Source organism: Spongiibacter nanhainus (assembly GCF_016132545.1).
GTDB lineage: Bacteria > Pseudomonadota > Gammaproteobacteria > Pseudomonadales > Spongiibacteraceae > Spongiibacter > Spongiibacter nanhainus.
The window spans coordinates 3,131,004-3,157,500 of the sequence record NZ_CP066167.1 but is presented as its reverse complement, the minus strand read 5'-3'; the positions used below and the strand labels follow the sequence as shown (position 1 = coordinate 3,157,500).

20 protein-coding genes, 5 tRNA genes and 2 rRNA genes (1 of these 27 running past the window's edge) are annotated in these 26,497 nt (G+C 54.8%); all 27 read left to right on the top strand.

Annotated elements, in window-relative coordinates; translation table 11 throughout:
* Window positions 1–2,407: ribosomal RNA gene (locus I6N98_RS14490) — 23S ribosomal RNA — on the top strand; it begins 473 nt to the left of the window's first position.
* Window positions 2,408–2,587: 180 nt separating this feature from the next.
* Window positions 2,588–2,702, top strand: a 5S ribosomal RNA gene (gene rrf, locus I6N98_RS14485).
* Window positions 2,703–3,262: 560 nt separating this feature from the next.
* Entirely contained in the window at window positions 3,263–4,237 is a 975-nt protein-coding gene (gene birA, locus I6N98_RS14480) for a bifunctional biotin--[acetyl-CoA-carboxylase] ligase/biotin operon repressor BirA (RefSeq protein ID WP_198569051.1), read from the top strand.
* 1 nt (window position 4,238) lies between these two features.
* A complete protein-coding gene (locus I6N98_RS14475; protein ID WP_198569050.1) occupies window positions 4,239–4,979 on the top strand; it encodes a type III pantothenate kinase in 741 nt (246 codons plus the stop codon).
* The gene (locus tag I6N98_RS14470) at window positions 4,979–5,638 is read left to right on the top strand and encodes an SPOR domain-containing protein (RefSeq protein WP_198569049.1); all 660 of its coding nucleotides are present in this window, start codon (window positions 4,979–4,981) and stop codon (window positions 5,636–5,638) included. Before I6N98_RS14475 ends, I6N98_RS14470 begins: the two co-directional genes overlap by 1 nt.
* A gap of 36 nt (window positions 5,639–5,674) precedes the next feature.
* A tRNA-Thr gene (locus I6N98_RS14465) sits at window positions 5,675–5,750 on the top strand.
* An 89-nt stretch (window positions 5,751–5,839) separates the two neighbouring features.
* Window positions 5,840–5,923 (top strand) — tRNA-Tyr (locus I6N98_RS14460).
* A 61-nt stretch (window positions 5,924–5,984) separates the two neighbouring features.
* Window positions 5,985–6,058 (top strand) — tRNA-Gly (locus I6N98_RS14455).
* An 83-nt stretch (window positions 6,059–6,141) separates the two neighbouring features.
* Window positions 6,142–6,217: transfer RNA gene (locus I6N98_RS14450), tRNA-Thr, on the top strand.
* A gap of 144 nt (window positions 6,218–6,361) precedes the next feature.
* Window positions 6,362–7,585: an elongation factor Tu gene (gene tuf, locus I6N98_RS14445; RefSeq protein ID WP_198569037.1), complete on the top strand. Its 1,224-nt coding sequence runs from the start codon at window positions 6,362–6,364 to the stop codon at window positions 7,583–7,585.
* A 45-nt stretch (window positions 7,586–7,630) separates the two neighbouring features.
* Window positions 7,631–7,706, top strand: a tRNA-Trp gene (locus tag I6N98_RS14440).
* Window positions 7,707–7,776: 70 nt separating this feature from the next.
* Window positions 7,777–8,142: a preprotein translocase subunit SecE gene (gene secE / locus I6N98_RS14435; protein WP_198569048.1), complete on the top strand. Its 366-nt coding sequence runs from the start codon at window positions 7,777–7,779 to the stop codon at window positions 8,140–8,142.
* Between the two features lie 10 nt (window positions 8,143–8,152).
* The gene (gene nusG, locus I6N98_RS14430; protein ID WP_198569047.1) at window positions 8,153–8,683 is read left to right on the top strand and encodes a transcription termination/antitermination protein NusG; all 531 of its coding nucleotides are present in this window, start codon (window positions 8,153–8,155) and stop codon (window positions 8,681–8,683) included.
* Between the two features lie 113 nt (window positions 8,684–8,796).
* Entirely contained in the window at window positions 8,797–9,228 is a 432-nt protein-coding gene (gene rplK / locus I6N98_RS14425; protein ID WP_198569046.1) for a 50S ribosomal protein L11, read from the top strand.
* On the top strand, window positions 9,229–9,930 hold the full coding sequence (rplA, locus tag I6N98_RS14420) for a 50S ribosomal protein L1 (RefSeq protein ID WP_198569045.1): 702 nt from the start codon (window positions 9,229–9,231) through the stop codon (window positions 9,928–9,930). It abuts the gene before it with no gap.
* 300 nt (window positions 9,931–10,230) lie between these two features.
* Window positions 10,231–10,758: a 50S ribosomal protein L10 gene (gene rplJ / locus I6N98_RS14415; RefSeq protein ID WP_198569044.1), complete on the top strand. Its 528-nt coding sequence runs from the start codon at window positions 10,231–10,233 to the stop codon at window positions 10,756–10,758.
* Between the two features lie 45 nt (window positions 10,759–10,803).
* Window positions 10,804–11,184: a 50S ribosomal protein L7/L12 gene (rplL, locus tag I6N98_RS14410; protein WP_198569043.1), complete on the top strand. Its 381-nt coding sequence runs from the start codon at window positions 10,804–10,806 to the stop codon at window positions 11,182–11,184.
* Between the two features lie 182 nt (window positions 11,185–11,366).
* Window positions 11,367–15,443, top strand: coding sequence for a DNA-directed RNA polymerase subunit beta (gene rpoB, locus I6N98_RS14405; protein WP_198569042.1), 4,077 nt, complete (start codon window positions 11,367–11,369; stop codon window positions 15,441–15,443).
* 82 nt (window positions 15,444–15,525) lie between these two features.
* Window positions 15,526–19,737 carry a DNA-directed RNA polymerase subunit beta' gene (rpoC, locus tag I6N98_RS14400; protein WP_198569041.1) on the top strand — a complete coding sequence of 1,404 codons (4,212 nt, stop codon included), beginning with the start codon at window positions 15,526–15,528 and terminating at the stop codon, window positions 19,735–19,737.
* A gap of 140 nt (window positions 19,738–19,877) precedes the next feature.
* Window positions 19,878–20,252: a 30S ribosomal protein S12 gene (rpsL, locus tag I6N98_RS14395; RefSeq protein WP_198569040.1), complete on the top strand. Its 375-nt coding sequence runs from the start codon at window positions 19,878–19,880 to the stop codon at window positions 20,250–20,252.
* Window positions 20,253–20,371: 119 nt separating this feature from the next.
* Window positions 20,372–20,842 carry a 30S ribosomal protein S7 gene (gene rpsG, locus I6N98_RS14390; RefSeq protein WP_198569039.1) on the top strand — a complete coding sequence of 157 codons (471 nt, stop codon included), beginning with the start codon at window positions 20,372–20,374 and terminating at the stop codon, window positions 20,840–20,842.
* Window positions 20,843–20,875: 33 nt separating this feature from the next.
* Entirely contained in the window at window positions 20,876–22,984 is a 2,109-nt protein-coding gene (gene fusA / locus I6N98_RS14385; RefSeq protein ID WP_198569038.1) for an elongation factor G, read from the top strand.
* A gap of 33 nt (window positions 22,985–23,017) precedes the next feature.
* Window positions 23,018–24,241, top strand: coding sequence for an elongation factor Tu (tuf, locus tag I6N98_RS14380; protein WP_198569037.1), 1,224 nt, complete (start codon window positions 23,018–23,020; stop codon window positions 24,239–24,241).
* Between the two features lie 257 nt (window positions 24,242–24,498).
* Window positions 24,499–24,810, top strand: coding sequence for a 30S ribosomal protein S10 (rpsJ, locus tag I6N98_RS14375; protein ID WP_198569036.1), 312 nt, complete (start codon window positions 24,499–24,501; stop codon window positions 24,808–24,810).
* Window positions 24,811–24,915: 105 nt separating this feature from the next.
* Complete coding sequence (rplC, locus tag I6N98_RS14370; protein ID WP_198569035.1) at window positions 24,916–25,560, top strand: 50S ribosomal protein L3; 645 nt, start codon at window positions 24,916–24,918, stop codon at window positions 25,558–25,560.
* Between the two features lie 11 nt (window positions 25,561–25,571).
* On the top strand, window positions 25,572–26,192 hold the full coding sequence (gene rplD, locus I6N98_RS14365) for a 50S ribosomal protein L4 (RefSeq protein ID WP_198569034.1): 621 nt from the start codon (window positions 25,572–25,574) through the stop codon (window positions 26,190–26,192).
* Window positions 26,189–26,485, top strand: a complete 297-nt coding sequence (rplW, locus tag I6N98_RS14360; protein ID WP_198569033.1) for a 50S ribosomal protein L23 — start codon at window positions 26,189–26,191, stop codon at window positions 26,483–26,485. The genes rplD and rplW overlap by 4 nt, the downstream gene beginning before the upstream one ends.
* Window positions 26,486–26,497: the final 12 nt, after the last annotated feature.

The window sequence follows — 26,497 nt, the reverse complement described above, 5'->3', positions numbered from 1 at the left end:
CGGAGAGGGGAGTGAAATAGAACCTGAAACCGTATGCGTACAAGCAGTAGGAGCAGACTTGTTCTGTGACTGCGTACCTTTTGTATAATGGGTCAGCGACTTAATGTTTGTAGCGAGCTTAACCGTTTAGGGGAGGCGTAGGGAAACCGAGTCTTAATAGGGCGAATTAGTTGCAGGCATTAGACCCGAACCCCGGTGATCTATCCATGGCCAGGTTGAAGATGCCGTAACAGGCATTGGAGGACCGAACCCACAAATGTTGAAAAATTTGGGGATGAGCTGTGGATCGGAGTGAAAGGCTAATCAAACCGGGAGATAGCTGGTTCTCCTCGAAATCTATTTAGGTAGAGCGTCATGTCTTACCCTGGGGGGTAGAGCACTGTTTGGGCTAGGGGGTCATCCCGACTTACCAAACCCATGCAAACTCCGAATACCCAGGAGTACAATCATGGCAGACACACGGCGGGTGCTAACGTCCGTCGTGGAAAGGGAAACAACCCAGACCGCCAGCTAAGGTCCCAAATGCTAGTTAAGTGGGAAACGATGTGGGAAGGCTTAGACAGCTAGGAGGTTGGCTTAGAAGCAGCCATCCTTTAAAGAAAGCGTAATAGCTCACTAGTCGAGTCGGCCTGCGCGGAAGATGTAACGGGGCTAAATTAGCAACCGAAGCTGCGGATGCACTATGTGCATGGTAGAGGAGCGTTCTGTACGCCTGCGAAGGTGAGTCGAGAGGCTTGCTGGAGGTATCAGAAGTGCGAATGCTGACATGAGTAACGATAAAGGGGGTGAAAAACCCCCTCGCCGGAAGACCAAGGTTTCCTGCCCCATGCTAATCAGGGCAGGGTTAGTCGGCCCCTAAGGTGAGGCTGAAAAGCGTAATCGATGGGAAACGGGTTAATATTCCCGTACTTGTTATTACTGCGATGGAGAGACGGAGTAGGCTAGGCGATCGCGGCGTTGGTTGTCCGCGTTTAAGGTTGTAGGCTGGGGGATTAGGCAAATCCGGTCCCCTAAGGCTGAGAGCTGATGACGAGTCCTCTTTTGGACGAAGTCGTTGATGCCATGCTTCCAAGAAAATCTTCTAAGCTTCAGGTAATAACGAACCGTACCCCAAACCGACACAGGTGGTCAGGTAGAGAATACCAAGGCGCTTGAGAGAACTCGGGTGAAGGAACTAGGCAAAATGGTACCGTAACTTCGGGAGAAGGTACGCCGGCTTGGGTGATGGGACTTGCTCCCTAAGCCTAGGTTGGCCGAAGTGACCAGGTGGCTGCGACTGTTTATCAAAAACATAGCACTCTGCAAACTCGAAAGAGGACGTATAGGGTGTGACGCCTGCCCGGTGCCGGAAGGTTAATTGATGGGGTTAGCTTCGGCGAAGCTCTTGATCGAAGCCCCGGTAAACGGCGGCCGTAACTATAACGGTCCTAAGGTAGCGAAATTCCTTGTCGGGTAAGTTCCGACCTGCACGAATGGCGTAACGATGGCCACGCTGTCTCCACCCGAGACTCAGTGAAATTGAAATCGCTGTTAAGATGCAGTGTACCCGCGGCTAGACGGAAAGACCCCGTGAACCTTTACTATAGCTTCACAGTGGACTCTGATATTACTTGTGTAGGATAGCTGGGAGGCTTTGAAACTGTGGCGCCAGCTGCAGTGGAGCCGACCTTGAAATACCAGCCTGGTACTATTGGGGTTCTAACTCTGGTCCATTATCTGGATCGAGGACATTGTGTGGTGGGTAGTTTGACTGGGGCGGTCTCCTCCCAAAGCGTAACGGAGGAGCACGAAGGTGCGCTAATCATGGTCGGAAATCATGAGGTTAGTGTAATGGCACAAGCGCGCTTAACTGCGAGACTGACAAGTCGAGCAGGTACGAAAGTAGGTCATAGTGATCCGGTGGTTCTGTATGGAAGGGCCATCGCTCAACGGATAAAAGGTACTCCGGGGATAACAGGCTGATACCGCCCAAGAGTTCACATCGACGGCGGTGTTTGGCACCTCGATGTCGGCTCATCACATCCTGGGGCTGAAGCCGGTCCCAAGGGTATGGCTGTTCGCCATTTAAAGTGGTACGCGAGCTGGGTTCAGAACGTCGTGAGACAGTTCGGTCCCTATCTGCCGTGGGCGTTGGAGATTTGAGGAAAGCTGCTCCTAGTACGAGAGGACCGGAGTGGACGAACCTCTGGTGTTCGGGTTGTCACGCCAGTGGCATTGCCCGGTAGCTACGTTCGGACGGGATAACCGCTGAAAGCATCTAAGCGGGAAGCCTCTTCCAAGATAAGATCTCCCTGGGACCTTGAGTCCCCTAAAGAGCCGTTCAAGACTAGGACGTTGATAGGCTGGGTGTGTAAGCGTTGTGAGGCGTTGAGCTAACCAGTACTAATTGCTCGTGAGGCTTGACCATATAATCAAGTGGTTTAGCCTTTATGGATATCACAAGAAACTGCGACGGATGTTGCACGCCGATCCGAGAGGACAGGCAAGAGAAAACAGAGTGTTCAATCAGCTTAATTACCGCCCTATTTGGTTGTGTTTGCGGCCAGTCACTCGACTGTAAGACCCATCGACACGCCAAGCCAGTTTGCCTGGCGACCATAGAGACGTGGAACCACCTGATCCATCCCGAACTCAGAAGTGAAACGCGTCATCGCCGATGGTAGTGTGGGGTTTCCCCATGTGAGAGTAGGTCATCGCCAGGCTTTAATTAAAAACCCGAGGTTCATCTGAGCCTCGGGTTTTTTTATGGCCGCTGGAAGTGGTATCCACTAGGCTCTGACCTACGGTCATGGCCAAAGCACTCGCTGCGCTCGCGGGCCACGCTGTCGCCAGGCTTTTAAATAAATGGCCAAAGCACTCCTTTTAGTCATGGGCCACACTGACACCCCGGTCAGCATTGCTGTCCGGGGTTTTTTATTTAGGATGCGAGGATCTTCTGCCACTACATATCGGGTCCATGTGAGTCGTGCGGGACCCCGGAATCGATGTTCCGCAGGAACCAGCTTTGGACGCCGCAGCGCAGCGTAGGCGCCCCGCAGGGGTGGCGATCGCTGATCGCCATCAATGTAGGTCACAGCCAAAGCACTCGCTAATGCTCGCGGGCTGGGCCCTCGCCAGTCCGATGGCGGCCCCCTTTAATTAAAGACCCGAGGTTCATGAGAGCCTCGGGTTTTTTTATCTGTCGAAAATGAAGGAGCAGAGGATTGCTAGGTGGCAGTCACTGCCTTTGCTATTATCCGCTCAGTGGTTACGGAGGCGCAGTTTGATTAATCGGGCATTGCTGGACATTCTGGCGGACGGCCAGTTTCATTCCGGCGAAGAAATCGGCGCGGCGCTGGGCATTAGCCGGGCGGCGGTATGGAAACAGTTGCAGAAGTTGGAGGCGGTTGATGTGCCTCTGGAATCCATCAAAGGGCGGGGATACTGTGTGCCAGGTGGGTTGAATCTGCTGGACCCCAGTGCGGTGAAGGCCGCGTTACCGCAAGGTGCAGCCGGTCTTGCCGATCAGCTCACTATCGTCCCTTCTGTGGATTCCACTAATAGTTTGGCGTCCCAGGCTTTGGAGAACGGGAGTGGTCACGGCGCCAGTTTTGTTGCCGAGCATCAGTCAGCGGGTCGGGGCCGACGTGGACGTCAATGGCTGTCTCCTTTCGCGCGCAGTCTTTACCTTACTACCATATGGGAGTTCACCAATGGCGCGGCTGCGTTGGAGGGCTTGAGTTTGTCCGTGGCTGTTGCCGTGGCTCGGGCCTTGCGTCGCTATGGCATCGACGGGCTGGCCTTGAAGTGGCCGAACGACGTCCTTGCTGGTGATAAAAAGCTGGCGGGCATATTGCTGGAAATGCAGGGCGATCCCGCCGGCTTGTGTCAGGTATTGGTGGGTATTGGCCTCAATGTCGATTTAAGGGGCTGTCAGACCGGTTCTATCGAGCGGCCGTGGATCGATCTGCGGTCGGTGGCGGAAGTCGAGCCCGAACGAAATAAGCTGCTGGCGAAGTTGCTGGTGGAGCTGGCTGCGGTATATCGAGAATTTGCTGGGGGCGGCTTCGGGGTCCATAAGGATGAGTGGCTTGCCCTCGACGCCTATAAAGACGCGCCAGTGGCTATTCAGTTGGGGGAGGAATGGGTGAATGGTATTGCGCGGGGTGTCGATGCTGGTGGCGGCTTGGTGCTGGATGTCGATGGAGTGAACCGCACGTTTTACGGCGGCGAAGTCAGCTTGAGGGCTGGGCGTTAATATGGCCCACCTGGAGTTAGATGTTGGCAACACCGCGCTGAAGTGGCGATTGTGCGAGGGCGAGCGACGTATATCTGGCGGTCGTGTTCCCAATAAAAGCGTAGCGGATCTGCCATTTGGGGGCGTGACAGAGGCCTGGGTGGGGTCAGTCGCGGGAGAGCAGTTCAATCGTACCTTGCGTGATGAATTGGCCGCCCAGGGGGTTACAGCCAGCTTTGCCATTAGCCAACGGCGCTGTGGTCGCGTACAGAACAGCTATACGGATGTGTCGCGAATGGGGGTCGATCGCTGGCTAGCTATGGTGGCGGCCTATTATCGGGCAGGTCAGCGGTCGGTTGTGGTGGTGGACGCTGGTACGGCTTTAACCATTGATATCGTGGCCGGTGATGGACAGCACCTTGGCGGCTATATTCTGCCTGGTGCGCCTTTGATGGTGCGTTCATTGGGGCTGGCTACGGATCGGGTCAAGGTGGAAGTTTCCTCTACAGGTGACTTGTCGCCGGGCCGGAATACCGGCGCCTGCGTGGCAAATGGATGCACTCTGGCGCAGCTCGGCGCTATCAAGCAGGCTGTCAGCGAGGCACAAGCCGAGCTAAGAGGGTCTCCCGTAGTTATGGTTACTGGTGGCGATGGCCGTGGGCTCTGGGAGCTGGGGCGCAGCGAGTCGACGGAGTGGGAATACGTTGAAGAGTTGGTGCTGGACGGATTGGCGCCGGTGGTTAGGGCATCAGGGGAAAGGTAATGCGCTGGTTTTTGCTGCTATTACTGATATTGAATGCCGTGTTTTTTATATGGCAGCGCTCGGAAACGGGGTTTGGCCGCCTGGATGCCATTGGTGCTCCAGAAGCCTTGGAGAATCTCGCCAAGGGGAATGTGGCTTTACTGTCTGAATTGGATAACGCCGATGAAGCGGCGTCTGGACCGGTAAAGCTGGAATGCTGGTTGTTTGGCCCGCTTTCCGACAGCGAAAGTGAGTTGGCCGCCCAGTATGGCGTAAAGAAAGTGCAGGACTCGGTTATCGAGGATGCCGACTACTGGGTGTTTTTGGGGCCCTTTGATAGTCAACAAGAAGCGCTTGATATGCACCGTGCCCTTCAAGCGCAGGGGGAGGATAGCTACGCTGTGTCCTCCGGCACCCTTGAGGGCGCGGTCTCGCTGGGTGTGTTTAGTAATAAGGACCGAGCCGAAGCCCATATGGAAGTTATGAAACGAAAGGGTTACGACGCTCAGGTTCGAGCGGTTGGCGACGCCGTGGAGCGTCGCTGGTTGTTGGCCGAGGGTGAGCCTGGGACCACCTCTTTTTCCCAGAAAATCAATTACTTGAAGAAAATGTCTGAAGGCGATGGGCGTCTGTCGAAAAAAAACTGCAATCTGATTGCGTCTTATAAAGAGTTCGACTAGAATGCCGGCCTCGTTTGAAAGCGACGAAAGAATAGTGCTGGCGTAGCTCAGTTGGTAGAGCAGCTGACTTGTAATCAGCCGGTCGGGGGTTCGACTCCTCTCGCCAGCTCCATATTCTGCTTTTTCTAGCCTTTTTAATAGCTTGAGTCAGCTTTGGTTGACATGGCTAGGCGCTATAAGCAGAATAGTCCGCTTTTTCGTGGTGGGGTTCCCGAGTGGCCAAAGGGATCAGACTGTAAATCTGACGCGAAAGCTTCGGTGGTTCGAATCCACCCCCCACCACCATTTATTCTCTGCAGCAAGGCTGTATAAGCAGGGATGTGAAGTACCAGCGAAAGCGTGAGTCGCGGGTATAGTTCAATGGTAGAACCTCAGCCTTCCAAGCTGATGATGCGGGTTCGATTCCCGCTACCCGCTCCAGTTTATACCGGCTGAGAGCCAGTGTGTAGGCTGAGGATTCGGCGAAAGCTGAGAGTGAATTACATAAAGAGAAGGTTTGCGGTGCTCATATAGCTCAGTCGGTAGAGCACTTCCTTGGTAAGGAAGAGGTCACCGGTTCAAGTCCGGTTATGAGCTCCATCTCTTTTTATCGGCGGCAGAGGTCTATGGACTTTTGTCGCCTTTTGGTGGCTTGGCGAAAGTCGGTTGCTGGGTAGCTCGTTCGTTGTTCGAGCGGTGTGATGTGGCTTGTTAGAGTTTAGGGTCCGCTAGGAGACTGTCGACATGGCAAAGGAAAAATTTGAACGCAGTAAGCCCCACGTAAACGTGGGCACCATTGGTCACGTTGACCACGGTAAAACCACCCTGACAGCGGCGCTGACCCGTGTCTGCGCAGAAGTATTCGGTGGTCAGGCTGTGGCGTTTGACGGCATCGATAACGCCCCGGAAGAGCGTGAGCGCGGTATCACTATCGCCACCTCTCACGTTGAGTACGATTCTGACATTCGTCACTACGCTCACGTCGACTGCCCCGGACACGCCGACTACGTGAAAAACATGATCACCGGTGCGGCCCAGATGGACGGCGCGATCCTGGTATGTGGCGCCACTGATGGCCCAATGCCTCAGACGCGTGAGCACATCCTGCTGTCTCGTCAGGTAGGTGTACCTTACATCGTGGTATTCCTGAACAAGGCTGACCTGCTGGCTGAAGACTGCGGCGGCGTAGGCACCGAAGAATACAACGAAATGCTGGAACTGGTAGAAATGGAAATCCGCGAACTGCTGGATACCTACGAGTTCCCCGGTGACGACACGCCGATCATTGCCGGTTCTGCCCTGATGGCCCTGAACGGCGAAGACGACAACGAGCTGGGTACCACTGCTGTGTCCAAGCTGGTTAAGGCTCTGGACGAGTACATCCCCGAGCCCGAGCGTGCGATTGATCAGCCTTTCCTGATGCCGATCGAAGACGTGTTCTCGATCTCTGGTCGCGGTACTGTTGTGACTGGCCGTATCGAGCGTGGCATCCTGAACACTGGCGACGAAATCGAAATCGTGGGTATCAAAGACACCACCAAGACCACCTGTACTGGTGTTGAGATGTTCCGCAAGATGTTGGACGAAGGCCGTGCCGGTGAGAACGTCGGTGTGCTGCTGCGTGGTACCAAGCGTGACGAAGTTGAGCGTGGTCAGGTTCTGGCGAAGCCCGGCACCATCACTCCACACACTCGCTTCGAAGGCGAAGTTTACGTGCTGTCCAAAGAAGAGGGTGGTCGTCACACGCCGTTCTTCAAAGGCTACCGTCCTCAGTTCTACTTCCGTACTACTGACGTTACTGGTGCTGTTGAGCTGCCTGAAGGCACAGAAATGGTTATGCCTGGCGACAACATCAAGATGGACGTGACGCTGATCGCTCCCATCGCGATGGAAGAAGGCCTGCGCTTCGCGGTTCGCGAAGGCGGTCGTACTGTCGGCGCCGGCGTCGTGTCTAAAATCGTCGAGTAAGATCGGCGGTTAAGTGTTAAGGCCGGGAGAAATCCCGGCTGCTGAAGGCCAGTAGTTCAATTGGTAGAGCACCGGTCTCCAAAACCGGCTGTTGGGGGTTCGAGTCCCTCCTGGCCTGCCACTTACGCGGACACCGCTTCGTTACGGCGAAGTGGTGTTTTGCGCTTGGTAAAAAAGGAAAATGTCTGCACATGGCTGCAAATGCAGAAGGCGAAAGCCGACTAGATGGCCTTAAGTGGGCGCTTGTTGCCCTAGTGGTTGCTGGCGGCGTCGGCGGCAACATCTATTTCTCTGAGGAATCGCTGCTTTACCGCGTGATTGCCCTGTTGGTGTTGGCGCTCGTGGCAGGGTTTGTCGCAGCGCAGACTGCCCGCGGTGCCGCCTTTGTTGAGCTGGTAAAAGGGGCGCGCAACGAGATTCGCAAGGTGGTGTGGCCAACTCGCCAAGAAGGGACGCAGACAACCCTGATTGTGGTGGCGTTTGTTATTGTGGCGGCGCTGATTTTGTGGGGGCTAGACAGCCTGTTGGGCTGGTTGGCATCCATGGTAATAGGCTGAGGGGTAGGTTATGGCAAAGCGTTGGTATGTTGTTCACGCCTATTCCGGCTATGAAAAGAAAGTGGCCAATGCGCTGAAAGAGCGTATTGAGCTGTCAGGCTTCTCCGACCGCTTTGGTGAAGTCCTGGTACCCACCGAAGAAGTGGTGGAGATGCGTGCTGGTCAAAAGCGCAAAAGTGAGCGGAAGTTCTTTCCGGGTTATGTGTTGATTCAGATGGAGCTGGACGACGATACCTGGCACTTGGTGAAGGAAACGCCCCGAGTAATGGGCTTTATTGGCGGTAAAGCTGACAAGCCGGCGCCGATCACAGAAAAAGAAGCGGATGCGATTCTGCAGCGGGTTGAAAGTGGCGATAAGCCCAAGCCCAAGACGTTGTTTGAACCCGGCGAAATGGTTCGGGTTATCGATGGCCCCTTCAATGACTTTAATGGTGTTGTCGAAGAGGTCAACTACGAGAAGAGCCGTCTGCATGTGGCGGTACTGATTTTTGGTCGCTCCACGCCGGTTGAATTGGATTTCAGCCAAGTGGAAAAAACCTAAGGCGCTCTAAGGAGGTGGCAACGGTAGGTTGCTACTGAGATGGAGCGAAACAAAACGGGGAGCCGATGATGGGCCGATGGTCCTGAGGCGTTATTACCCACAAGGAGTCAAAAATGGCAAAGAAAATCCAAGCTTACATTAAGCTTCAGGTGCCCGCTGGCGGCGCCAACCCCAGCCCCCCTGTCGGCCCTGCGCTGGGTCAGCATGGTGTGAACATCATGGAATTCTGTAAAGCGTTTAACGCTGAAACACAGAGCATGGAAAATGGCATGCCGATCCCGGTTGTCATCACCGTGTACTCTGATCGCAGCTTTACCTTTACCACCAAGACCCCTCCGGCTTCCTTCCTGCTCAAAAAGGCGGCGGGCATCAAGAGTGGTTCTGGTACCCCCAACACCAAGAAAGTGGGCAAGGTAACTCGGGAGCAGTTGGAAGAGATCGCGACCCTGAAGATGCCAGATTTGACCGCAGCCGATATGGATGCCGCGGTTCGTACAATTGCCGGTAGCGCTCGTGCTGCAGGTATCGAAGTGGAGGGCGTATAAATGGCTAAGTTGACTAAGCGCCAAAAAGCGATCCAGGAAAAACTGCAGCCCGGTAAACAGTACTCAGTTGAAGAGGCTGTTTCACTTCTGAAAGAAGTGTCCACGGTTAAGTTTTCAGAAGCTGTGGATGTGTCTATCAATCTCGGTGTAGACGCACGTAAATCCGACCAGGCTGTCCGCGGTGCCACCACCTTGCCCCACGGCACTGGTAAAGACGTTCGCGTGGCGGTTTTCACCCAGGGTGAAAACGCTGAGAAGGCAAAAGCAGCTGGTGCTGACTTTGTCGGTATGGAAGATTTGGCCGAGCAAGTCAAAGGCGGCATGATGGACTTTGACGTCGTAGTTGCCTCTCCTGATGCGATGCGCGTTGTTGGTCAGCTGGGTCAGGTTTTGGGTCCCCGTGGTCTGATGCCAAACCCCAAGACCGGTACTGTAACCCCAGACGTTGAGACTGCGGTACAAAATGCCAAGGCGGGTCAGGTGCGCTACCGTACAGACAAAAACGGTATCATCCACGGCGCTATTGGCAGCATCAAGTTCGAAGCCAACGCGCTGCAGGAAAACCTGGAAGCGCTGCTGGCAGACTTGAAAAAGGCGAAGCCGGCTTCTGCCAAAGGCGTATATCTGAAGAAAATCACCCTGTCCTCTACCATGGGGCCGGGTCTGGTGATCGATCAGAGCAGCCTGGCAGTCGCTAAGTAATAGAAGTAATAACGGAGGGCTGGCCTTAGCGGGCCGGTTCGCCGCCGATGAGTCTGCTTGTCGGTGGCAAGACTTTGTGGTCTTTGACAGTGGCCTACTGTGTCAAACGACAAAGACCATCAAAGACCGTAGGTGGGAGGAGGTCTGAAAAGGCTGAGCCCCTTAATTGGTGTGCCGCGACGCGGCTTTACCGGCACCGACCTACGCAGATGGTGGATCGGATTTGTTCACCACAATAACGGTTGGCAGCTTCGGTTGCCAGTCCACGGTAAGTAACTGACAAATCCAGGAGTAATCCAAGTGGCATTAAGACTCGACGACAAAAAAGCGATTGTCGCTGACGTTAACGAGACTGCTGCGAGTGCATTGTCATTGGTCATTGCCGACGCCCGTGGGTGCACGGTAAGTGAAATGACCGAGCTGCGCAAGGCAGCGCGGGAAGCCCAGGTGGACATGCGCGTTGTGCGCAACACCTTGGCCAAGCTCGCGCTGAAGGGAACGGACTACGAGTGTGCCGAGGAAGCCTTTAAAGGCCCCTCGCTGTTGGCATTCTCGATGGAAGATCCCGGCGCAGCGGCGCGAATCTTTAAAGATTTCGCCAAGGAAAATGACGAGTTTGAAGTAAAAGCACTGGCAGTAAGTGGCCAATTACTGGGTCCCGAGCAACTGGATGTATTGGCTAAGTTGCCGACGCGCGATCAAGCACTCTCTATGCTGATGAGTGTAATGAAGGCGCCGACAACCAAGCTGGTACAGACCATGAACGAGGTACCTGGCAAATTGGTTCGTACGCTGGCTGCAGTTCGCGATCAGAAAGAAGCTGCCTAAGGGTAGCGGTTTTAGTTTTCACATTGACACAGTAGGGAGTTAAACATGGCTCTGTCTAAAGACGATATTTTGAATGCAATTGCCGAAATGAGCGTAATGGAAGTAGTTGAGCTCATCGAAGCAATGGAAGAGAAGTTCGGCGTAACTGCAGCAGCTGCCGTTGCTGCAGCACCTGCCGCTGCCGCTGGCGACGCCGGTGCAGCTGCCGCTGAGCAGACCGAGTTTGACGTTGTTCTGACCAGCGCTGGTGAGAAGAAAGTTAACGTCATCAAGGCCGTTCGTGCCCTGACCGGTCTGGGTCTGAAAGAAGCGAAAGAAATGGTTGACGGTGCTCCGTCTACTGTTAAAGAAGCTGCTTCTAAAGAAGACGCTGAAGAAGCTAAAAAGCAACTGGAAGAAGCTGGCGCCTCTGTCGAGCTCAAGTAAGTTGCTTAACGACCTGTTTACAGGTCGCTCTCAAGCAAGGCTGGTGGGTTTTACCCGCCGGCCTTTTGCTGTTTGAGAATTTCGGTCGGGATTGTCGAGGTTCTGACCTGCGGTGGGCACCACCGCGCTAACGATGCCGGCGCCAATTGCGCGGTATCACGTAATGATGCTGGGGAGTACTGATGGCTTACTCATACACTGAGAAAAAACGTATCCGTAAGGATTTTGGCAAATTGCCTCACGTCATGGACGTGCCTTATCTCCTAGCGATTCAGCTGGATTCCTATACCAAATTTACGCAGCAGGGCATTCCGTCGAAGGATCGCGGCGACCACGGCCTGCACGCGGCTTTTAAATCTATATTCCCCATCGTGAGCTACTCCGGCAATGCGGCGCTGGAGTATGTTGACTACGTGCTGGGCGCACCGGCGTTTGACGTCAACGAATGCCAGCTGCGGGGCGTCACTTACTCAGTTCCGCTGCGGGTGAAAGTACGGCTGATTATCTATGATAAAGAGTCAGCCAATAAGAGCATCAAAGATATCAAAGAGCAGGAAGTCTACATGGGGGAAATCCCCCTGATGACTGAAAACGGTACCTTCGTTATCAACGGTACCGAGCGTGTTATCGTCTCCCAGCTGCACCGCAGCCCCGGCGTGTTCTTCGATCACGATCGCGGTAAGACTCACTCCTCGGGCAAGTTGCTCTATTCAGCCCGGGTTATTCCTTACCGTGGTTCTTGGTTGGATTTTGAGTTCGATCCCAAAGACCTGGTCTATGTGCGTATCGACCGCCGTCGTAAGTTGCCGGCGACAATTTTGCTGCGTGCCCTGGGCATGACCTCTGAAGAAATCCTGGACATCTTCTTTGACGTCAACACCTTTAAGGTCACTAAGGACGGCAGCTTCTCCATTGAGCTGATCCCAGAACGCCTCCGGGGTGAGGTGGCAACCTTCGATATTTGCGGCGCTGACGGCAAAGTCATAGCTGAGACCGGCCGCCGGATCACGGCTCGCCATATCCGCCAAATTGAAAAGGCCAACCTGACTGAGCTGGAAGTGCCGCCCGAGTATCTGATTGGCCGTTCGCTGGCCAAAGATATCGTCGACACCAAGACCGGCGAAGTCCTGTTTGCCTGTAACACCGAGATTACCGCTGAAATGTTGGAAGCCTTCCAGCAGGCCGGTATTAACGAAATCGAAACGCTGTACACCAACGAACTGGATTGCGGCCCGTTTATCAGCGAAACCCTGCGCAGCGACCCGTCCAGCACTGAGCTGGAAGCCTTGGTCGAAATTTACCGCATGATGCGCCCCGGTGAGCCGCCGACTAAAGAATCCGCGGAAAACCTGTTCCAGAACCTGTTCTTCTCGGCAGAGCGTTACGACCTGTCAGCGGTTGGTCGTATGAAGTTCAACCGTCGTTTGGGCCGCGAAGAGATTACCGGTCCCGGCACGCTGGATAAAGACGATATCGTTGCCGTGCTGAAGACTCTGGTAGATATCCGTAACGGTAAAGGCATTGTCGACGATATAGACCACTTGGGTAACCGTCGCATTCGCTCCGTGGGCGAAATGGCTGAAAACCAGTTCCGCGTGGGTCTGGTGCGGGTTGAGCGGGCGGTAAAAGAGCGCTTGTCCATGGCGGAGAGCGAAGGCCTGATGCCCCAGGACTTGATCAACGCCAAGCCTGTTGCTGCTGCGGTGAAGGAGTTCTTTGGTTCTTCCCAGCTGTCTCAGTTTATGGACCAGAACAACCCATTGTCGGAAATCACCCACAAGCGTCGTGTATCGGCATTGGGGCCGGGTGGTCTGACTCGGGAGCGTGCCGGCTTCGAGGTGCGGGACGTACACCCGACTCACTACGGTCGCGTCTGTCCTATCGAGACACCTGAAGGGCCGAACATCGGTCTGATCAACTCTCTGGCGACCTATGCTCGTACCAATGAGTACGGCTTCCTGGAGAGCCCCTACCGCAAAGTTATCGACGGCCAGGTTACTGACGAAATCGAGTTCCTGTCTGCCATTAACGAAGCAGAGCAAGTCATTGCACAGGCTTCGGCAGCGGTGAATGACAAGGGCGAGCTGACCGACGAAATGGTCGCCGTGCGGCACATGAACGAATTTACCGTTATGCCGCCAGAAAAAGTCACCTATATGGATGTCTCGCCCAAGCAGGTGGTTTCGGTGGCCGCGTCACTGATCCCCTTCCTGGAGCACGATGATGCGAACCGGGCACTGATGGGTTCAAACATGCAGCGTCAGGCAGTGCCAACGCTACGCGCCGATAAGCCTCTGGTCGGTACCGGTTTTGAGCGCTATGTTGCCTCTGACTCCGGGGTTTGTGTTGTGGCTCGCCGCGGTGGTGTCATCGACAGCGTGGACTCGTCCCGCATCGTTGTCCGGGTCGACGCCGATCAGGTTGCCCCTGGCCAACCGCCCGTGGATATTTACAACCTGACCAAGTACACCCGTTCAAACCAGAACACTTGCATCAATCAGCGGCCCATTGTCGGTGAAGGTGATGCGGTAACGGCTGGCGATATTCTGGCTGATGGCCCGTCAGTGGATCTGGGCGAGTTGGCGCTGGGTCAGAACATGCGCATCGCCTTTATGCCCTGGAACGGTTACAACTTCGAGGACTCCATCCTGGTGTCCGAGCGGATTGTTCAAGAAGATCGTTTTACCACGATCCACATCCAGGAGCTGACCTGTATTGCTCGGGACACCAAGCTCGGGCCCGAAGAAATTTCTGCGGATATTCCCAATGTCGGCGAGGGCGCGCTCTCCAACCTGGATGAGTCCGGTATCGTCTACATTGGCGCTGAAGTGGGTCCCGGCGACATTCTGGTGGGCAAGGTGACGCCGAAAGGTGAAACCCAGCTGACGCCAGAAGAAAAACTGCTGCGTGCGATTTTCGGTGAAAAGGCATCTGACGTAAAAGATACTTCTCTGCGAGTGCCCTCCAGCACCAAGGGTACGGTTATCGACGTGCAGGTCTTTACCCGGGATGGTCTCGAGAAAGACAAGCGCGCGCTGGAAATCGAAAAGATGCAGCTCGATGAGTTCCGCAAGGACCTCAACGAGGAGTACCGCATCATCGAAGAGGCCACGTTTGTTCGCCTGCGCAGTCTGCTCCAAGGTCAAAAGATCCTCAGCGGTCCCGGCCTGAAAAAGAACGACGAGCTGACTTCAGAGCTGCTGGACAACTTGAAGAAAGACGACTGGTTCAAGCTGCGTCTTTCTGACGAGTCTATTAACGCGGCGCTGGAAGATGCTGACAAGCAGCTTGCCGCTCACCAGAAAGACCTGGAAGAGCGCTTTGAAGACAAGAAGCGCAAGCTGACCACTGGCGACGACCTTGCGCCCGGCGTGCTGAAAATCGTTAAGGTTTACCTGGCGATCAAGCGCCGTATCCAGCCCGGTGACAAAATGGCAGGCCGCCACGGTAACAAGGGTGTTATCTCGGTCATCATGCCCATCGAGGATATGCCCTTTGATGAGAAGGGTGAGCCCGTGGACATCGTGCTCAACCCACTGGGTGTGCCGTCGCGGATGAACGTCGGTCAGATTCTGGAAACCCACCTTGGCCTGGCGGCGAAGGGGCTGGGTGGAAAGATCGACGAGATGCTTAAGCAACAGAAGGCCGTTGCCGATATTCGCAAGTTCCTGGCGGAAATCTACAACGACGGCGCCGGTCGCATTGAAGAGCTGGACAGCTTCTCGGATCAAGAGGTGCTCGACCTGGCCAAGAACCTGACAGGCGGCGTACCGATGGCCACTCAAGTCTTTGACGGTGCCAACGAAAGCGAGATCAAAAAACTACTCAAACTGGCTGATTTGCCAGAGAGTGGTCAGCTCGCCCTGTATGACGGCCGTACCGGTATGGAATTTGATCGCCCGGTCACTGTTGGTTACATGTACATGCTCAAGCTGAACCACCTGGTGGACGACAAGATGCACGCCCGTTCCACCGGTTCCTACAGCCTGGTTACTCAGCAGCCGCTGGGTGGTAAGGCGCAGTTTGGTGGTCAGCGCTTCGGTGAGATGGAAGTATGGGCGCTGGAGGCCTACGGTGCCGCCTACACCCTGCAGGAAATGCTCACCGTTAAGTCGGACGACGTCAACGGTCGGACCAAGATGTACAAGAACATTGTTGATGGCGACCAGCGTATGGAGCCGGGCATGCCCGAGTCCTTCAACGTACTGGTTAAAGAGATCCGCTCCCTCGGTATCAATATCGAGCTGGACACGGAATAAGCATCAACCCAATTGGCAAGGGGTGCCCGGCGCGCATTACGCGGCTGCGGCACCTGACTGAAACCCTTGCGGAGGAACGGCCTTGAAAGATCTATTGAATCTGTTAAAGCAGGGACAACAAAGCGACGAATTCGACTCTATCCGGATCGGCCTGGCGTCGCCGGAACTGATTCGTTCCTGGTCCTATGGCGAAGTTAAAAAGCCTGAGACCATCAACTATCGTACCTTCAAACCCGAGCGGGACGGTTTGTTCTGCGCCAAGATTTTTGGTCCAGTGAAGGACTACGAGTGCTTGTGCGGTAAATACAAGCGCCTTAAGCATCGCGGTGTTATCTGCGAAAAGTGCGGCGTGGAAGTGGCGCTGGCCAAAGTGCGTCGGGAGCGCATGGGCCACATTGAACTGGCGAGCCCGGTTGCCCACATCTGGTTTCTGAAGTCTCTGCCCAGCCGTATTGGTTTGCTGCTGGACATGACGCTGCGGGATATCGAGCGCATTTTGTATTTCGAGTCCTACGTTGTCACCGATCCCGGCATGACCACGTTGGAAAAAGGCCAACTGCTCAATGACGAGCAATACTTCGACGCCATGGAAGAATTCGGCGACGACTTTGTGGCCAAGATGGGCGCCGAAGCGATTCAGCACCTTTTGAAAGAGCTCGACCTCAACGAAGAAGTGGGCCGCCTGCGTGAAGAAGTGCCCGCGACCAATTCTGAGACCAAAATTAAGAAGCTGTCCAAACGTTTGAAACTGCTCGAGGCGCTGGCTGACTCTGGCAACAAACCCGAGTGGATGGTAATGGAAGTGCTGCCGGTTCTGCCGCCGGATCTGCGTCCTCTGGTACCCCTGGACGGTGGCCGCTTTGCGACTTCCGACCTGAATGACTTGTACCGCCGGGTCATCAACCGGAATAACCGTCTCAAGCGGCTGCTGGACCTCAGTGCACCAGACATCATCGTGCGCAACGAAAAGCGTATGCTGCAAGAGTCTGTAGACGCCCTGTTGGATAACGGTCGCCGCGGTCGGGCAATCACCGGCTCCAACAAGCGTCCGCTGAAATCTTTGGCGGACATGATTAAAGGTAAGCAGGGTCGCTTCCGTCAGAACCTGCTGGGTAAGCGGGTCGACTACTCGGGCCGCTCCGTTATCGTTGTTGGTCCGACTCTGCGTCTGCATCAGTGCGGTCTGCCCAAGAAAATGGCGCTGGAGTTATTCAAGCCCTTCATTTTTGGCAAGCTGGAAGCCCGCGGCTTGGCGACTACCATTAAAGCCGCCAAGAAAATGGTCGAGCGGGAACCGCCGGAAGTGTGGGATATTCTCGCCGAGGTGATCCGCGAGCACCCGGTCATGTTGAACCGGGCGCCCACCCTTCACCGTTTGGGTATCCAGGCTTTTGAGCCGGTGTTGATCGAAGGTAAAGCCATTCAGCTCCACCCGCTGGTATGTGCTGCCTACAACGCTGACTTTGACGGTGACCAGATGGCGGTCCACGTACCACTGACCCTGGAAGCCCAGTTGGAAGCCCGGGCATTGATGATGTCCACCAACAACATCCTGTCGCCCGCTAACGGTGAGCCTATTATCGTACCGTCTCAGGACGTTGTACTGGGTCTCTACTGGATGACTCGCTCTCGCATTAATGCGCCCGGCGAGAACATGGTGTTTTCTAGCCCCAGCGAAGTACAGCGTGCCTTTGCTGGCGGTAAAGTCCACCTTCAAGCCCGTATTAAATGCCGCCTGAACGAAGTCACCTTTGATGATGAAGGCGTGCGCCAGGAAGTGAACCACATTGTTGAGACCACAGTAGGTCGTGTGGTGTTGTGGCAAGTCGTGCCCGATGGCCTGCCCTTTGAGCTGGTTAACCAGGCGATGACCAAGAAAGCTATCTCTAAACTGCTTAACGCTTGCTATCGGGATGTCGGTCTGAAGGCCACGGTTATCCTGGGTGACCAATTGATGTACACCGGTTTTGAGTACTCCACTCGCTCAGGTGCGTCGATAGGTGTTAACGACTTCGAAATTCCCGAAGAAAAAGCGCGCATCGTCGATGCCGCTGGTGCCGAAGTGGTCGAGATCGAAAAGCAGTATGCTTCTGGTCTGGTAACTCAGGGTGAAAAATACAACAAGGTTATCGATATCTGGTCACGGGCCAACGACTTGGTGTCTAAGTCGATGATGGAAGGCCTGTCCAAAGAGACAGTCGTTAACCGCGACGGCGAAGAGGAAGAGCAGGACTCCTTTAACTCGGTATATATCTATGCCGACTCCGGCGCCCGGGGCTCCCCGGCACAGATTCGTCAGTTGGCCGGTATGCGGGGCCTGATGGCCAAGCCCGATGGCTCCATCATCGAGACGCCGATTACCGCGAACTTCCGCGAAGGTTTGAACGTACTGCAGTACTTTATCTCTACCCACGGTGCTCGTAAGGGTCTGGCGGATACCGCACTGAAGACCGCGAACTCAGGTTATCTGACTCGCCGTCTGGTGGATGTGGCACAGGACTTGGTCATTACTGAGGACGATTGTGGCGCCGACGAAGGTCTGTTGATGACCCCGGTTATCGAAGGTGGCGACATTATCGAGACTCTGGGTGATCGCGTTCTGGGCCGGATTGTTGCTAAAGATGTGCTTATCCCCGGTACCGATGACGTGGCCGTTGAAGCTGGTGTAATGCTGGACGAAAAACGCGTTGTCGAGCTGGAAGAGCAGGGTATTGACGAGATCGAAGTGCGCTCGCCCATTACCTGCCACACCAAGCACGGCGTTTGCTCCATGTGTTACGGCCGTGACCTGGCTCGTGGCCACCGTGTTAACCGCGGTGAGTCCGTCGGTGTTATCGCCGCACAGTCTATCGGTGAGCCCGGTACCCAGCTGACCATGCGTACCTTCCACATCGGTGGTGCGGCATCCCGGGCAACAGCCCAGGACAGTATCCAGGTTAAGCAGGAAGGTCGTGTACGCCTGCACAACCTAAAGTACGTCGAGCGCGAAGACAAAACCTTGGTGGCGGTAAGCCGCTCTGGTGAACTGGCCGTGACTGATAGCAGTGGTCGTGAGCGGGAGCGCTATAAACTGCCCTACGGTGCCATCATTAAAGTCGCCGACCGCGATACGGTTGCCGCCGGTGATATCGTTGCTAACTGGGACGCGCACACCCACCCCATCGTCACCGAGGTGGCGGGTTACGTGAAGCTGTCTGGTATGGAAGAGGGCATCACCATCAAGCGTCAGGCCGACGAGTTAACCGGTCTGACCAGCATCGTGGTGATGGAACAATCTGAGCGTCCGGCGGCCGGTAAAGATATGCGTCCGGCGGTCACCTTGGTCGATGCCGACGGCAATGAGTTGTCGCTGGCTGGTACCAACGTGCCCGCCCACTACTTCTTGCCTGACTATGCAATCGTCAGCCTCGAAGACGGTATGGAAGTGAAGGTCGGTGACATTGTTGCCAAAATTCCGCAAGAAAGCTCGAAAACACGGGACATCACCGGTGGTCTGCCACGGGTTGCTGACCTCTTTGAGGCCCGTAAGCCCAAAGAGCCCGCTATCCTGGCCGAGATTTCCGGTACCGTTAGCTTCGGTAAGGAAACCAAAGGCAAGCGTCGTCTGGTGATCACACCTTCCGATGGCAAGCCGCTGGCAGATGGTAGCGACCACTACGAGGTATTGATTCCCAAGTGGCGCCAGCTGACTGTCTTTGAAGGTGAGCAGGTTGAGAAGGGTGAGGTTGTATCTGAAGGTCCGCTCAGCCCTCACGATATTCTGCGCTTGAAAGGCGTAGAGGAGTTGGCCAAGTACATCGTCAACGAGATTCAGGACGTTTACCGTCTGCAGGGCGTTAAGATTAACGATAAGCATATCGAAGTTATCTGCCGCCAGATGCTGCGCAAGGTGAACATTCTGACCGCCGGTGACTCCAGCTTTATCAAGGGCGAGCAAGTGGAATACGTTCGCCTGCTGGAAGAAAACGAGCGTCTGATCGCCGAAGACAAGATCCCCGCCAGCTTCGAACGCGAGCTGCTGGGTATCACCAAAGCCTCGCTGGCAACCGAGTCCTTCATTTCGGCAGCCTCTTTCCAGGAAACCACCCGGGTACTGACCGAGGCGGCCGTCACTGGCAAGCGGGACTACCTGCGCGGTTTGAAAGAAAACGTCGTGGTGGGTCGCTTGATTCCTGCGGGTACCGGTCTGGCCTACCACAGCCAGCGCCGCCTGAAGAAAGAGGAGCGGGAGTCTTCGGTTTCTGCTCAGGATGTCGAAGCGGCTCTGTCGGAGGCCTTGAGCGACAACGGGTAATCCCCTTTGTTTGCGACTTGACGGGAGCGGGGCGCGTCTTTAGAATTCGCGCTCCGCTTTTCTTATCCCCTGTCGGCTCTGCAGGCAGGTAATTGGCCAACACCCAGGGTGTTGGTCTTTAGTATTTGGAGTTCACATTAATGGCAACGATCAACCAGTTGGTTCGTCAGCCGCGTAAGCGCAAGGCCGCCAAGAGTGACGTACCTGCTCTGCAGGCGTGTCCTCAGCGTCGCGGTGTGTGCACGCGTGTTTACACCACTACGCCTAAAAAGCCTAACTCGGCTTTGCGTAAGGTGTGCCGTGTACGCCTGACGAACGGTTACGAAGTTTCATCTTACATCGGTGGTGAAGGCCACAACCTGCAGGAACACAGCGTTGTGCTGATCCGCGGTGGTCGTGTTAAGGATTTGCCCGGTGTGCGTTATCACACAGTTCGCGGCAGCCTGGATACATCTGGTGTAAACAACCGTAAGCAGGGCCGTTCCAAGTACGGCACTAAGCGACCCAAGGGCTAAGAACTAGCTCAGTCGTATTAATTATTTTTACCTTGAGTAAGGCCGGACCGCTGCGCCGCAGAGTCGACAGATTACGCAGTTCAGTGTCTGGATTACCCTGAAGAAGAGGACATTTTGTCATGCCAAGAAGACGCGTCGCCGCCAAGCGGGAAATCCTGCCCGATCCTAAATTCAACAACCTGACGTTGGCCAAGTTTATGAACCACGTCATGGTTAGCGGCAAAAAATCAGTTGCAGAGCGCATTGTCTATGGAGCTCTGGACTTGGTTCAGGAACGTTTAAACGTCGATCCCATCGAAGCCTTTGACGAAGCGCTGGAAAATATTGCGCCGATGGTGGAAGTTAAGTCGCGCCGGGTTGGTGGTGCGACCTATCAGGTTCCTGTAGAAGTGCGTCCTAGCCGTCGTATGGCGCTGGCAATGCGCTGGTTGGTGGAGTACTCCCGCGGTCGCGGCGAGAAATCCATGCGCCAGCGCCTGGCAGGCGAGATCATCGATGCCTCTCAAGGCAAGGGCTCGGCTGTTAAGAAACGCGAAGATGTGCACCGTATGGCCGAAGCCAACAAGGCTTTCTCGCACTTCCGTTTCTAATCACTCACTTTCCAATTTATTGGGGAATTCATCGTGGCTCGTAAAACACCTATCGCCAGATACCGGAACATTGGTATCTGTGCCCACGTAGACGCGGGGAAAACCACTACTACTGAGCGGGTCCTGTTCTATACAGGCCTGTCTCATAAAATCGGAGAGGTTCACGACGGTGCGGCAACCATGGACTGGATGGAGCAGGAGCAGGAGCGTGGTATCACTATCACTTCTGCGGCGACCACCTGTTTTTGGGCGGGGATGCAACAGCAGTTTCCGCAGCACCGTATCAATATTATCGACACGCCTGGGCACGTTGACTTCACTATTGAAGTAGAGCGCTCCCTGCGTGTGTTGGATGGCGCCGTAGTCGTACTGTGCGGTTCTTCTGGTGTTCAGCCCCAGACTGAAACTGTATGGCGTCAGGCTAACAAGTACGAAGTTCCACGCATGGTCTTTGTTAATAAGATGGACCGTGCTGGCGCCGACTTTATGCGGGTTGTGCAGCAGCTGCGAGATCGCTTGGGCGCCAATGCTGTGCCTATGCAGATGACCATTGGCTCAGAAGATGAATTTAAGGGCGTGGTTGATCTGGTCAAAATGAAGGCGATCCTCTGGAGTGAAGAGGATATGGGTACCACCTTCGAGTACGGTGATATCCCCGCTGACCTGCAAGATGCTTGCGAGGAAATGCGTGAGTACATGGTCGAGGCGGCTGCTGAGGCTTCTGAAGAGCTGATGGAAAAGTACCTTGAAGAAGGTGAGCTCAGCGAAGAGGAAATCAAGCAGGGTATCCGCGCTCGCACTCTCGCCAATGAAATTATTCCCGTGTTCGGTGGCTCGGCCTTTAAAAACAAAGGCGTGCAGGCGGTGTTGGATGCGGTTATCGAGTACATGCCGTCACCCACGGAAGTGCGCGCCATCGAGGGGACCCTCGATGACAAACACGAAACCGTAGAGACCCGCGAGGCAGACGACGATGCGCCTTTTGCGGCGTTGGCCTTTAAGATTGCCACCGATCCTTTTGTTGGGACGTTGACCTTTTTCCGGGTGTATTCCGGTAAGTTGGAGAGTGGTACCGCGGTATTGAACTCGGTAAAAGGTAAAAAAGAGCGTGTCGGCCGAATGGTGCAGATGCACTCCAATAATCGGGAAGAGATCAAAGAAGTGTTGGCCGGCGATATCGCCGCCGCAATTGGTCTGAAGGACGTGACGACCGGTGATACCTTGTGCTCCCCGGATCACGCCATTGTGCTTGAGCGTATGGAGTTCCCTGAGCCGGTTATTTCGGTCGCGGTGGAGCCCCGGTCAAAAGCTGATCAGGAAAAAATGGGTATAGCTCTGGGCAAGTTAGCTCAAGAGGATCCCTCTTTCCGTGTTAAAACTGACGAAGAGTCCGGTCAGACGATTATCTCCGGGATGGGTGAGTTGCACCTGGATATCCTGGTGGATCGGATGAAGCGCGAGTTCAGCGTCGAGGCCAATATCGGTAAACCGCAAGTTGCCTATCGGGAAGCGATTCGTAACAACTGCGAGATTGAAGGCAAGTTTGTTCGCCAATCTGGTGGTCGCGGGCAGTATGGTCACGTCTGGATTCGATTCGAAGCCGGCGAAGACGCTAACGCTGAAGGTCTCGAGTTTGTGAATGAAATTGTGGGTGGTGTGGTTCCCAAAGAATACATTCCCGCGGTTCAGAAAGGCATCGAGGAGCAGATGCAAAACGGTGTCCTGGCTGGATATCCTCTGCTTGGCCTGAAGGCCACCCTCTATGATGGCTCCTTCCACGACGTCGACTCCAATGAGATGGCGTTTAAGGTTGCTGCTTCTATGGCGACCAAAAAATTGGCTCAAGATGGAGGTGCGGTACTCCTCGAGCCAATGATGAAAGTGGAAGTGGTGACGCCGGAAGAAAACATGGGTGATGTAGTGGGCGACTTGAATCGCCGTCGCGGCATTATTCTGGGCATGGACGAAAGTGTGTCTGGCAAAGTCGTCAACGCTGAAGTGCCTCTGTCGGAGATGTTCGGTTACGCAACCGATCTGCGCAGTGCAACCCAGGGTCGTGCGACCTTTACTATGGAGTTCGAGAAATACGCCGAGGCTCCTAAAAATATCGCCGATGAAATCATCGCTAAAACCAACGCTTAATTTTCAACTCTATTGAGAAAGAGGTAATTTGTCGTGGCAAAGGAAAAGTTCGAACGCAGTAAACCCCACGTAAACGTGGGCACCATTGGTCACGTTGACCACGGTAAAACCACCCTGACAGCGGCGCTGACCCGTGTCTGCGCAGAAGTATTCGGTGGTCAGGCTGTGGCGTTTGACGGCATCGATAACGCCCCGGAAGAGCGTGAGCGCGGTATCACTATCGCCACCTCTCACGTTGAGTACGATTCTGACATTCGTCACTACGCTCACGTCGACTGCCCCGGACACGCCGACTACGTGAAAAACATGATCACCGGTGCGGCCCAGATGGACGGCGCGATCCTGGTATGTGGCGCCACTGATGGCCCAATGCCTCAGACGCGTGAGCACATCCTGCTGTCTCGTCAGGTAGGTGTACCTTACATCGTGGTATTCCTGAACAAGGCTGACCTGCTGGCTGAAGACTGCGGCGGCGTAGGCACCGAAGAATACAACGAAATGCTGGAACTGGTAGAAATGGAAATCCGCGAACTGCTGGATACCTACGAGTTCCCCGGTGACGACACACCGATCATTGCCGGTTCTGCCCTGATGGCCCTGAACGGCGAAGACGACAACGAGCTGGGTACCACTGCTGTGTCCAAGCTGGTTAAGGCTCTGGACGAGTACATCCCCGAGCCCGAGCGTGCGATTGATCAGCCTTTCCTGATGCCGATCGAAGACGTGTTCTCGATCTCTGGTCGCGGTACTGTTGTGACTGGCCGTATCGAGCGTGGCATCCTGAACACTGGCGACGAAATCGAAATCGTGGGTATCAAAGACACCACCAAGACCACCTGTACTGGTGTTGAGATGTTCCGCAAGATGTTGGACGAAGGCCGTGCCGGTGAGAACGTCGGTGTGCTGCTGCGTGGTACCAAGCGTGACGAAGTTGAGCGTGGTCAGGTTCTGGCGAAGCCCGGCACCATCACTCCACACACTCGCTTCGAAGGCGAAGTTTACGTGCTGTCCAAAGAAGAGGGTGGTCGTCACACGCCGTTCTTCAAAGGCTACCGTCCTCAGTTCTACTTCCGTACTACTGACGTTACTGGTGCTGTTGAGCTGCCTGAAGGCACAGAAATGGTTATGCCTGGCGACAACATCAAGATGGACGTGACGCTGATCGCTCCCATCGCGATGGAAGAAGGCCTGCGCTTCGCGGTTCGCGAAGGCGGTCGTACTGTCGGCGCCGGCGTCGTGTCTAAAATCGTCGAGTAACGACGTCGCCCCCCTCCGAGAGGAGAGGGTGCGGTAGTAGCAGAAAGGGAGGCCTCGGCCTCCCTTTCTTGGTAGAGGCTTAAGGGGCGTGTAATTTTGCGCTCCAAGCCCGGTTGGCGGCTTAAATTCTGCTGTGTGTCCAAATACTTGTTGACAAGTCTGGCGTACATCATTAACATGCCGCTTCTTTTTTCGGGTCGACTCGTCCATGGCGGCGATAGTGGCTCGAAGCGGTTTCGGGATGGGAGTTTGATCAGGTGCAAAATCAACGGATTCGCATTCGTTTAAAAGCTTTTGATCACCGCCTCATCGATGCCTCGACACAAGAGATTGTCGATACTGCTAAGCGGACTGGTGCGCAGGTTAAGGGACCCATTCCTTTGCCCACGCGTAAAGAGCGCTACACAGTGTTGGTGTCGCCACATGTAAATAAGGATGCGCGTGATCAGTACGAAATCCGCACCCATAAGCGCATGTTGGATATTGTTGAGCCTACAGAAAAAACTGTAGACGCATTGATGAAGCTAGATCTGGCGGCTGGTGTAGAAGTACAAATTAGCCTCGGCTAAAAAATACTGAAATTCAGACCCGCTCAGGGGCTGGCCCTGGGTTGTGTAACACGCGAGAGCGTGGCCATAGAGGGTGAAAGCCCCGTACACTGAGAGGTTGGAGCAATGACTATTGGTTTGGTCGGTCGTAAGAGCGGCATGACGCGCGTTTTTACTGACGACGGCATTTCTGTTCCGGTAACGGTGATTGAGGTAGAGCCCAATCGCGTTACTCGTGTCAAAGCAAGTGATGTAGACGGCTACGGTGCTGTGCAGGTGACTGCCGGCTCGCGCAAGGCATCACGTATCTCCAAAGCGGAAGCTGGCCACTTTGCTAAGGCAGGTGTGGAAGCTGGTCGCGGCTTGTGGGAGTTTCGTCTCGAAAGTGCAGACGACGCGCCAGAAGTTGGCGCCGAGCTGACAGTAGCGGCTTTCGAAGCAGGTCAAAAAGTAGATATCACCGGTCAGTCCAAAGGTAAGGGCTTTCAGGGTGGCGTAAAGCGTTGGAACTTCCACATGCAGGACGCGACCCACGGTAACTCTTTGTCTCACCGTGCGCCCGGTTCTATCGGTCAGTGCCAAACCCCGGGTCGGGTGTTTAAAGGCAAGAAGATGGCGGGTCACATGGGTGCTGAGCGTGTAACTGTTCAGACTCTCGAGGTGGTGCGTGTGGACGCAGAGCGGAACCTTATTCTTGTAAAAGGTTCGATTCCCGGTGCGCCTGGTGGTGACGTGATTGTGCGTCCCGCTGTGAAAGCTAAAAATTCCTAGGGGGCTAAGCAGTGGAATTGAATATTGCCAAACCCGGTAGCGGCGAAGCGGCAGGAACCGTTCAGGTTTCCGACGTAACTTTTGCTCGCGAATTTAATGAAGATCTGGTGCATCAGGTTGTAACCGCCTATCTGGCCGGTGCTCGTCAGGGTACTCGTGCTCAGAAAACCCGCGCTGAAGTAAGCGGTGGTGGTAAGAAACCCTGGCGTCAAAAAGGTACGGGCCGTGCCCGTGCAGGTACTATCCGCAGCCCTATCTGGCGCGGTGGTGGTACCACTTTTGCAGCCAAGCCCCAGGATCACACTCAGAAAGTTAATCGCAAAATGTACCGCGCTGCGATGCGCTCGATTTTCTCTGAGTTGGCGCGCCAGGGTCGCCTGGTTGTGCTGGAAGATTTGGTGCTGGAAGCACCCAAAACCAAGCTGCTTGTGAAGTCGCTGGGTGAATACGGTGCCGATAGCGCTCTGGTTATCACCAGCGAAGTGAACGGTAACTTGTATCTTGCGTCACGCAATCTGCACAACGTTGATGTGCGCGATGTGAAAGGTGTCGATCCGGTTAGCTTGATTGGTTATGAGAAAGTAGTTGTGACCGTGGCTGCGCTGAAAGAAGTTGAGGAGCTGTTGGGATGAAATCAGAGCGTATTTATAAGGTGCTGCTCGGCCCCCACGTTTCCGAAAAGGCCGCGATGGCTGGCGACGCGGGCAACCAGGTAGTGTTTAAAGTGTTGCCGGGCGCCAGTAAGTTGGAAGTGAAGAATGCCGTTGAGGCGCTCTTTAAGGTCGACGTCGTCGATGTTCGCACCGTCAATGTTAAAGGCAAAGTCAAGCGTAACCGCTTCGGCTTGAGCAAGAAGCCAAATTGGAAAAAGGCTTACGTAAGCCTGGCGCAAGGTCAAGATATCGACTTTGCGATTGCTGAATAAGTCTGGAGCTGG

Coding starts and splice junctions, on each gene's coding strand:
- rplW (WP_198569033.1), top strand. CDS start 26,189: ATGAAATCAGAGCGTATTTATAAGGTGCTGCTCGGCCCCCACGTTTCC.
- rpsL (WP_198569040.1), top strand. CDS start 19,878: ATGGCAACGATCAACCAGTTGGTTCGTCAGCCGCGTAAGCGCAAGGCC.
- rplK (WP_198569046.1), top strand. CDS start 8,797: ATGGCAAAGAAAATCCAAGCTTACATTAAGCTTCAGGTGCCCGCTGGC.
- rplC (WP_198569035.1), top strand. CDS start 24,916: ATGACTATTGGTTTGGTCGGTCGTAAGAGCGGCATGACGCGCGTTTTT.
- I6N98_RS14470 (WP_198569049.1), top strand. CDS start 4,979: ATGCGCTGGTTTTTGCTGCTATTACTGATATTGAATGCCGTGTTTTTT.
- rpsG (WP_198569039.1), top strand. CDS start 20,372: ATGCCAAGAAGACGCGTCGCCGCCAAGCGGGAAATCCTGCCCGATCCT.
- rplL (WP_198569043.1), top strand. CDS start 10,804: ATGGCTCTGTCTAAAGACGATATTTTGAATGCAATTGCCGAAATGAGC.
- I6N98_RS14475 (WP_198569050.1), top strand. CDS start 4,239: ATGGCCCACCTGGAGTTAGATGTTGGCAACACCGCGCTGAAGTGGCGA.
- secE (WP_198569048.1), top strand. CDS start 7,777: ATGGCTGCAAATGCAGAAGGCGAAAGCCGACTAGATGGCCTTAAGTGG.
- rplA (WP_198569045.1), top strand. CDS start 9,229: ATGGCTAAGTTGACTAAGCGCCAAAAAGCGATCCAGGAAAAACTGCAG.
- tuf (WP_198569037.1), top strand. CDS start 6,362: ATGGCAAAGGAAAAATTTGAACGCAGTAAGCCCCACGTAAACGTGGGC.
- rpoB (WP_198569042.1), top strand. CDS start 11,367: ATGGCTTACTCATACACTGAGAAAAAACGTATCCGTAAGGATTTTGGC.
- nusG (WP_198569047.1), top strand. CDS start 8,153: ATGGCAAAGCGTTGGTATGTTGTTCACGCCTATTCCGGCTATGAAAAG.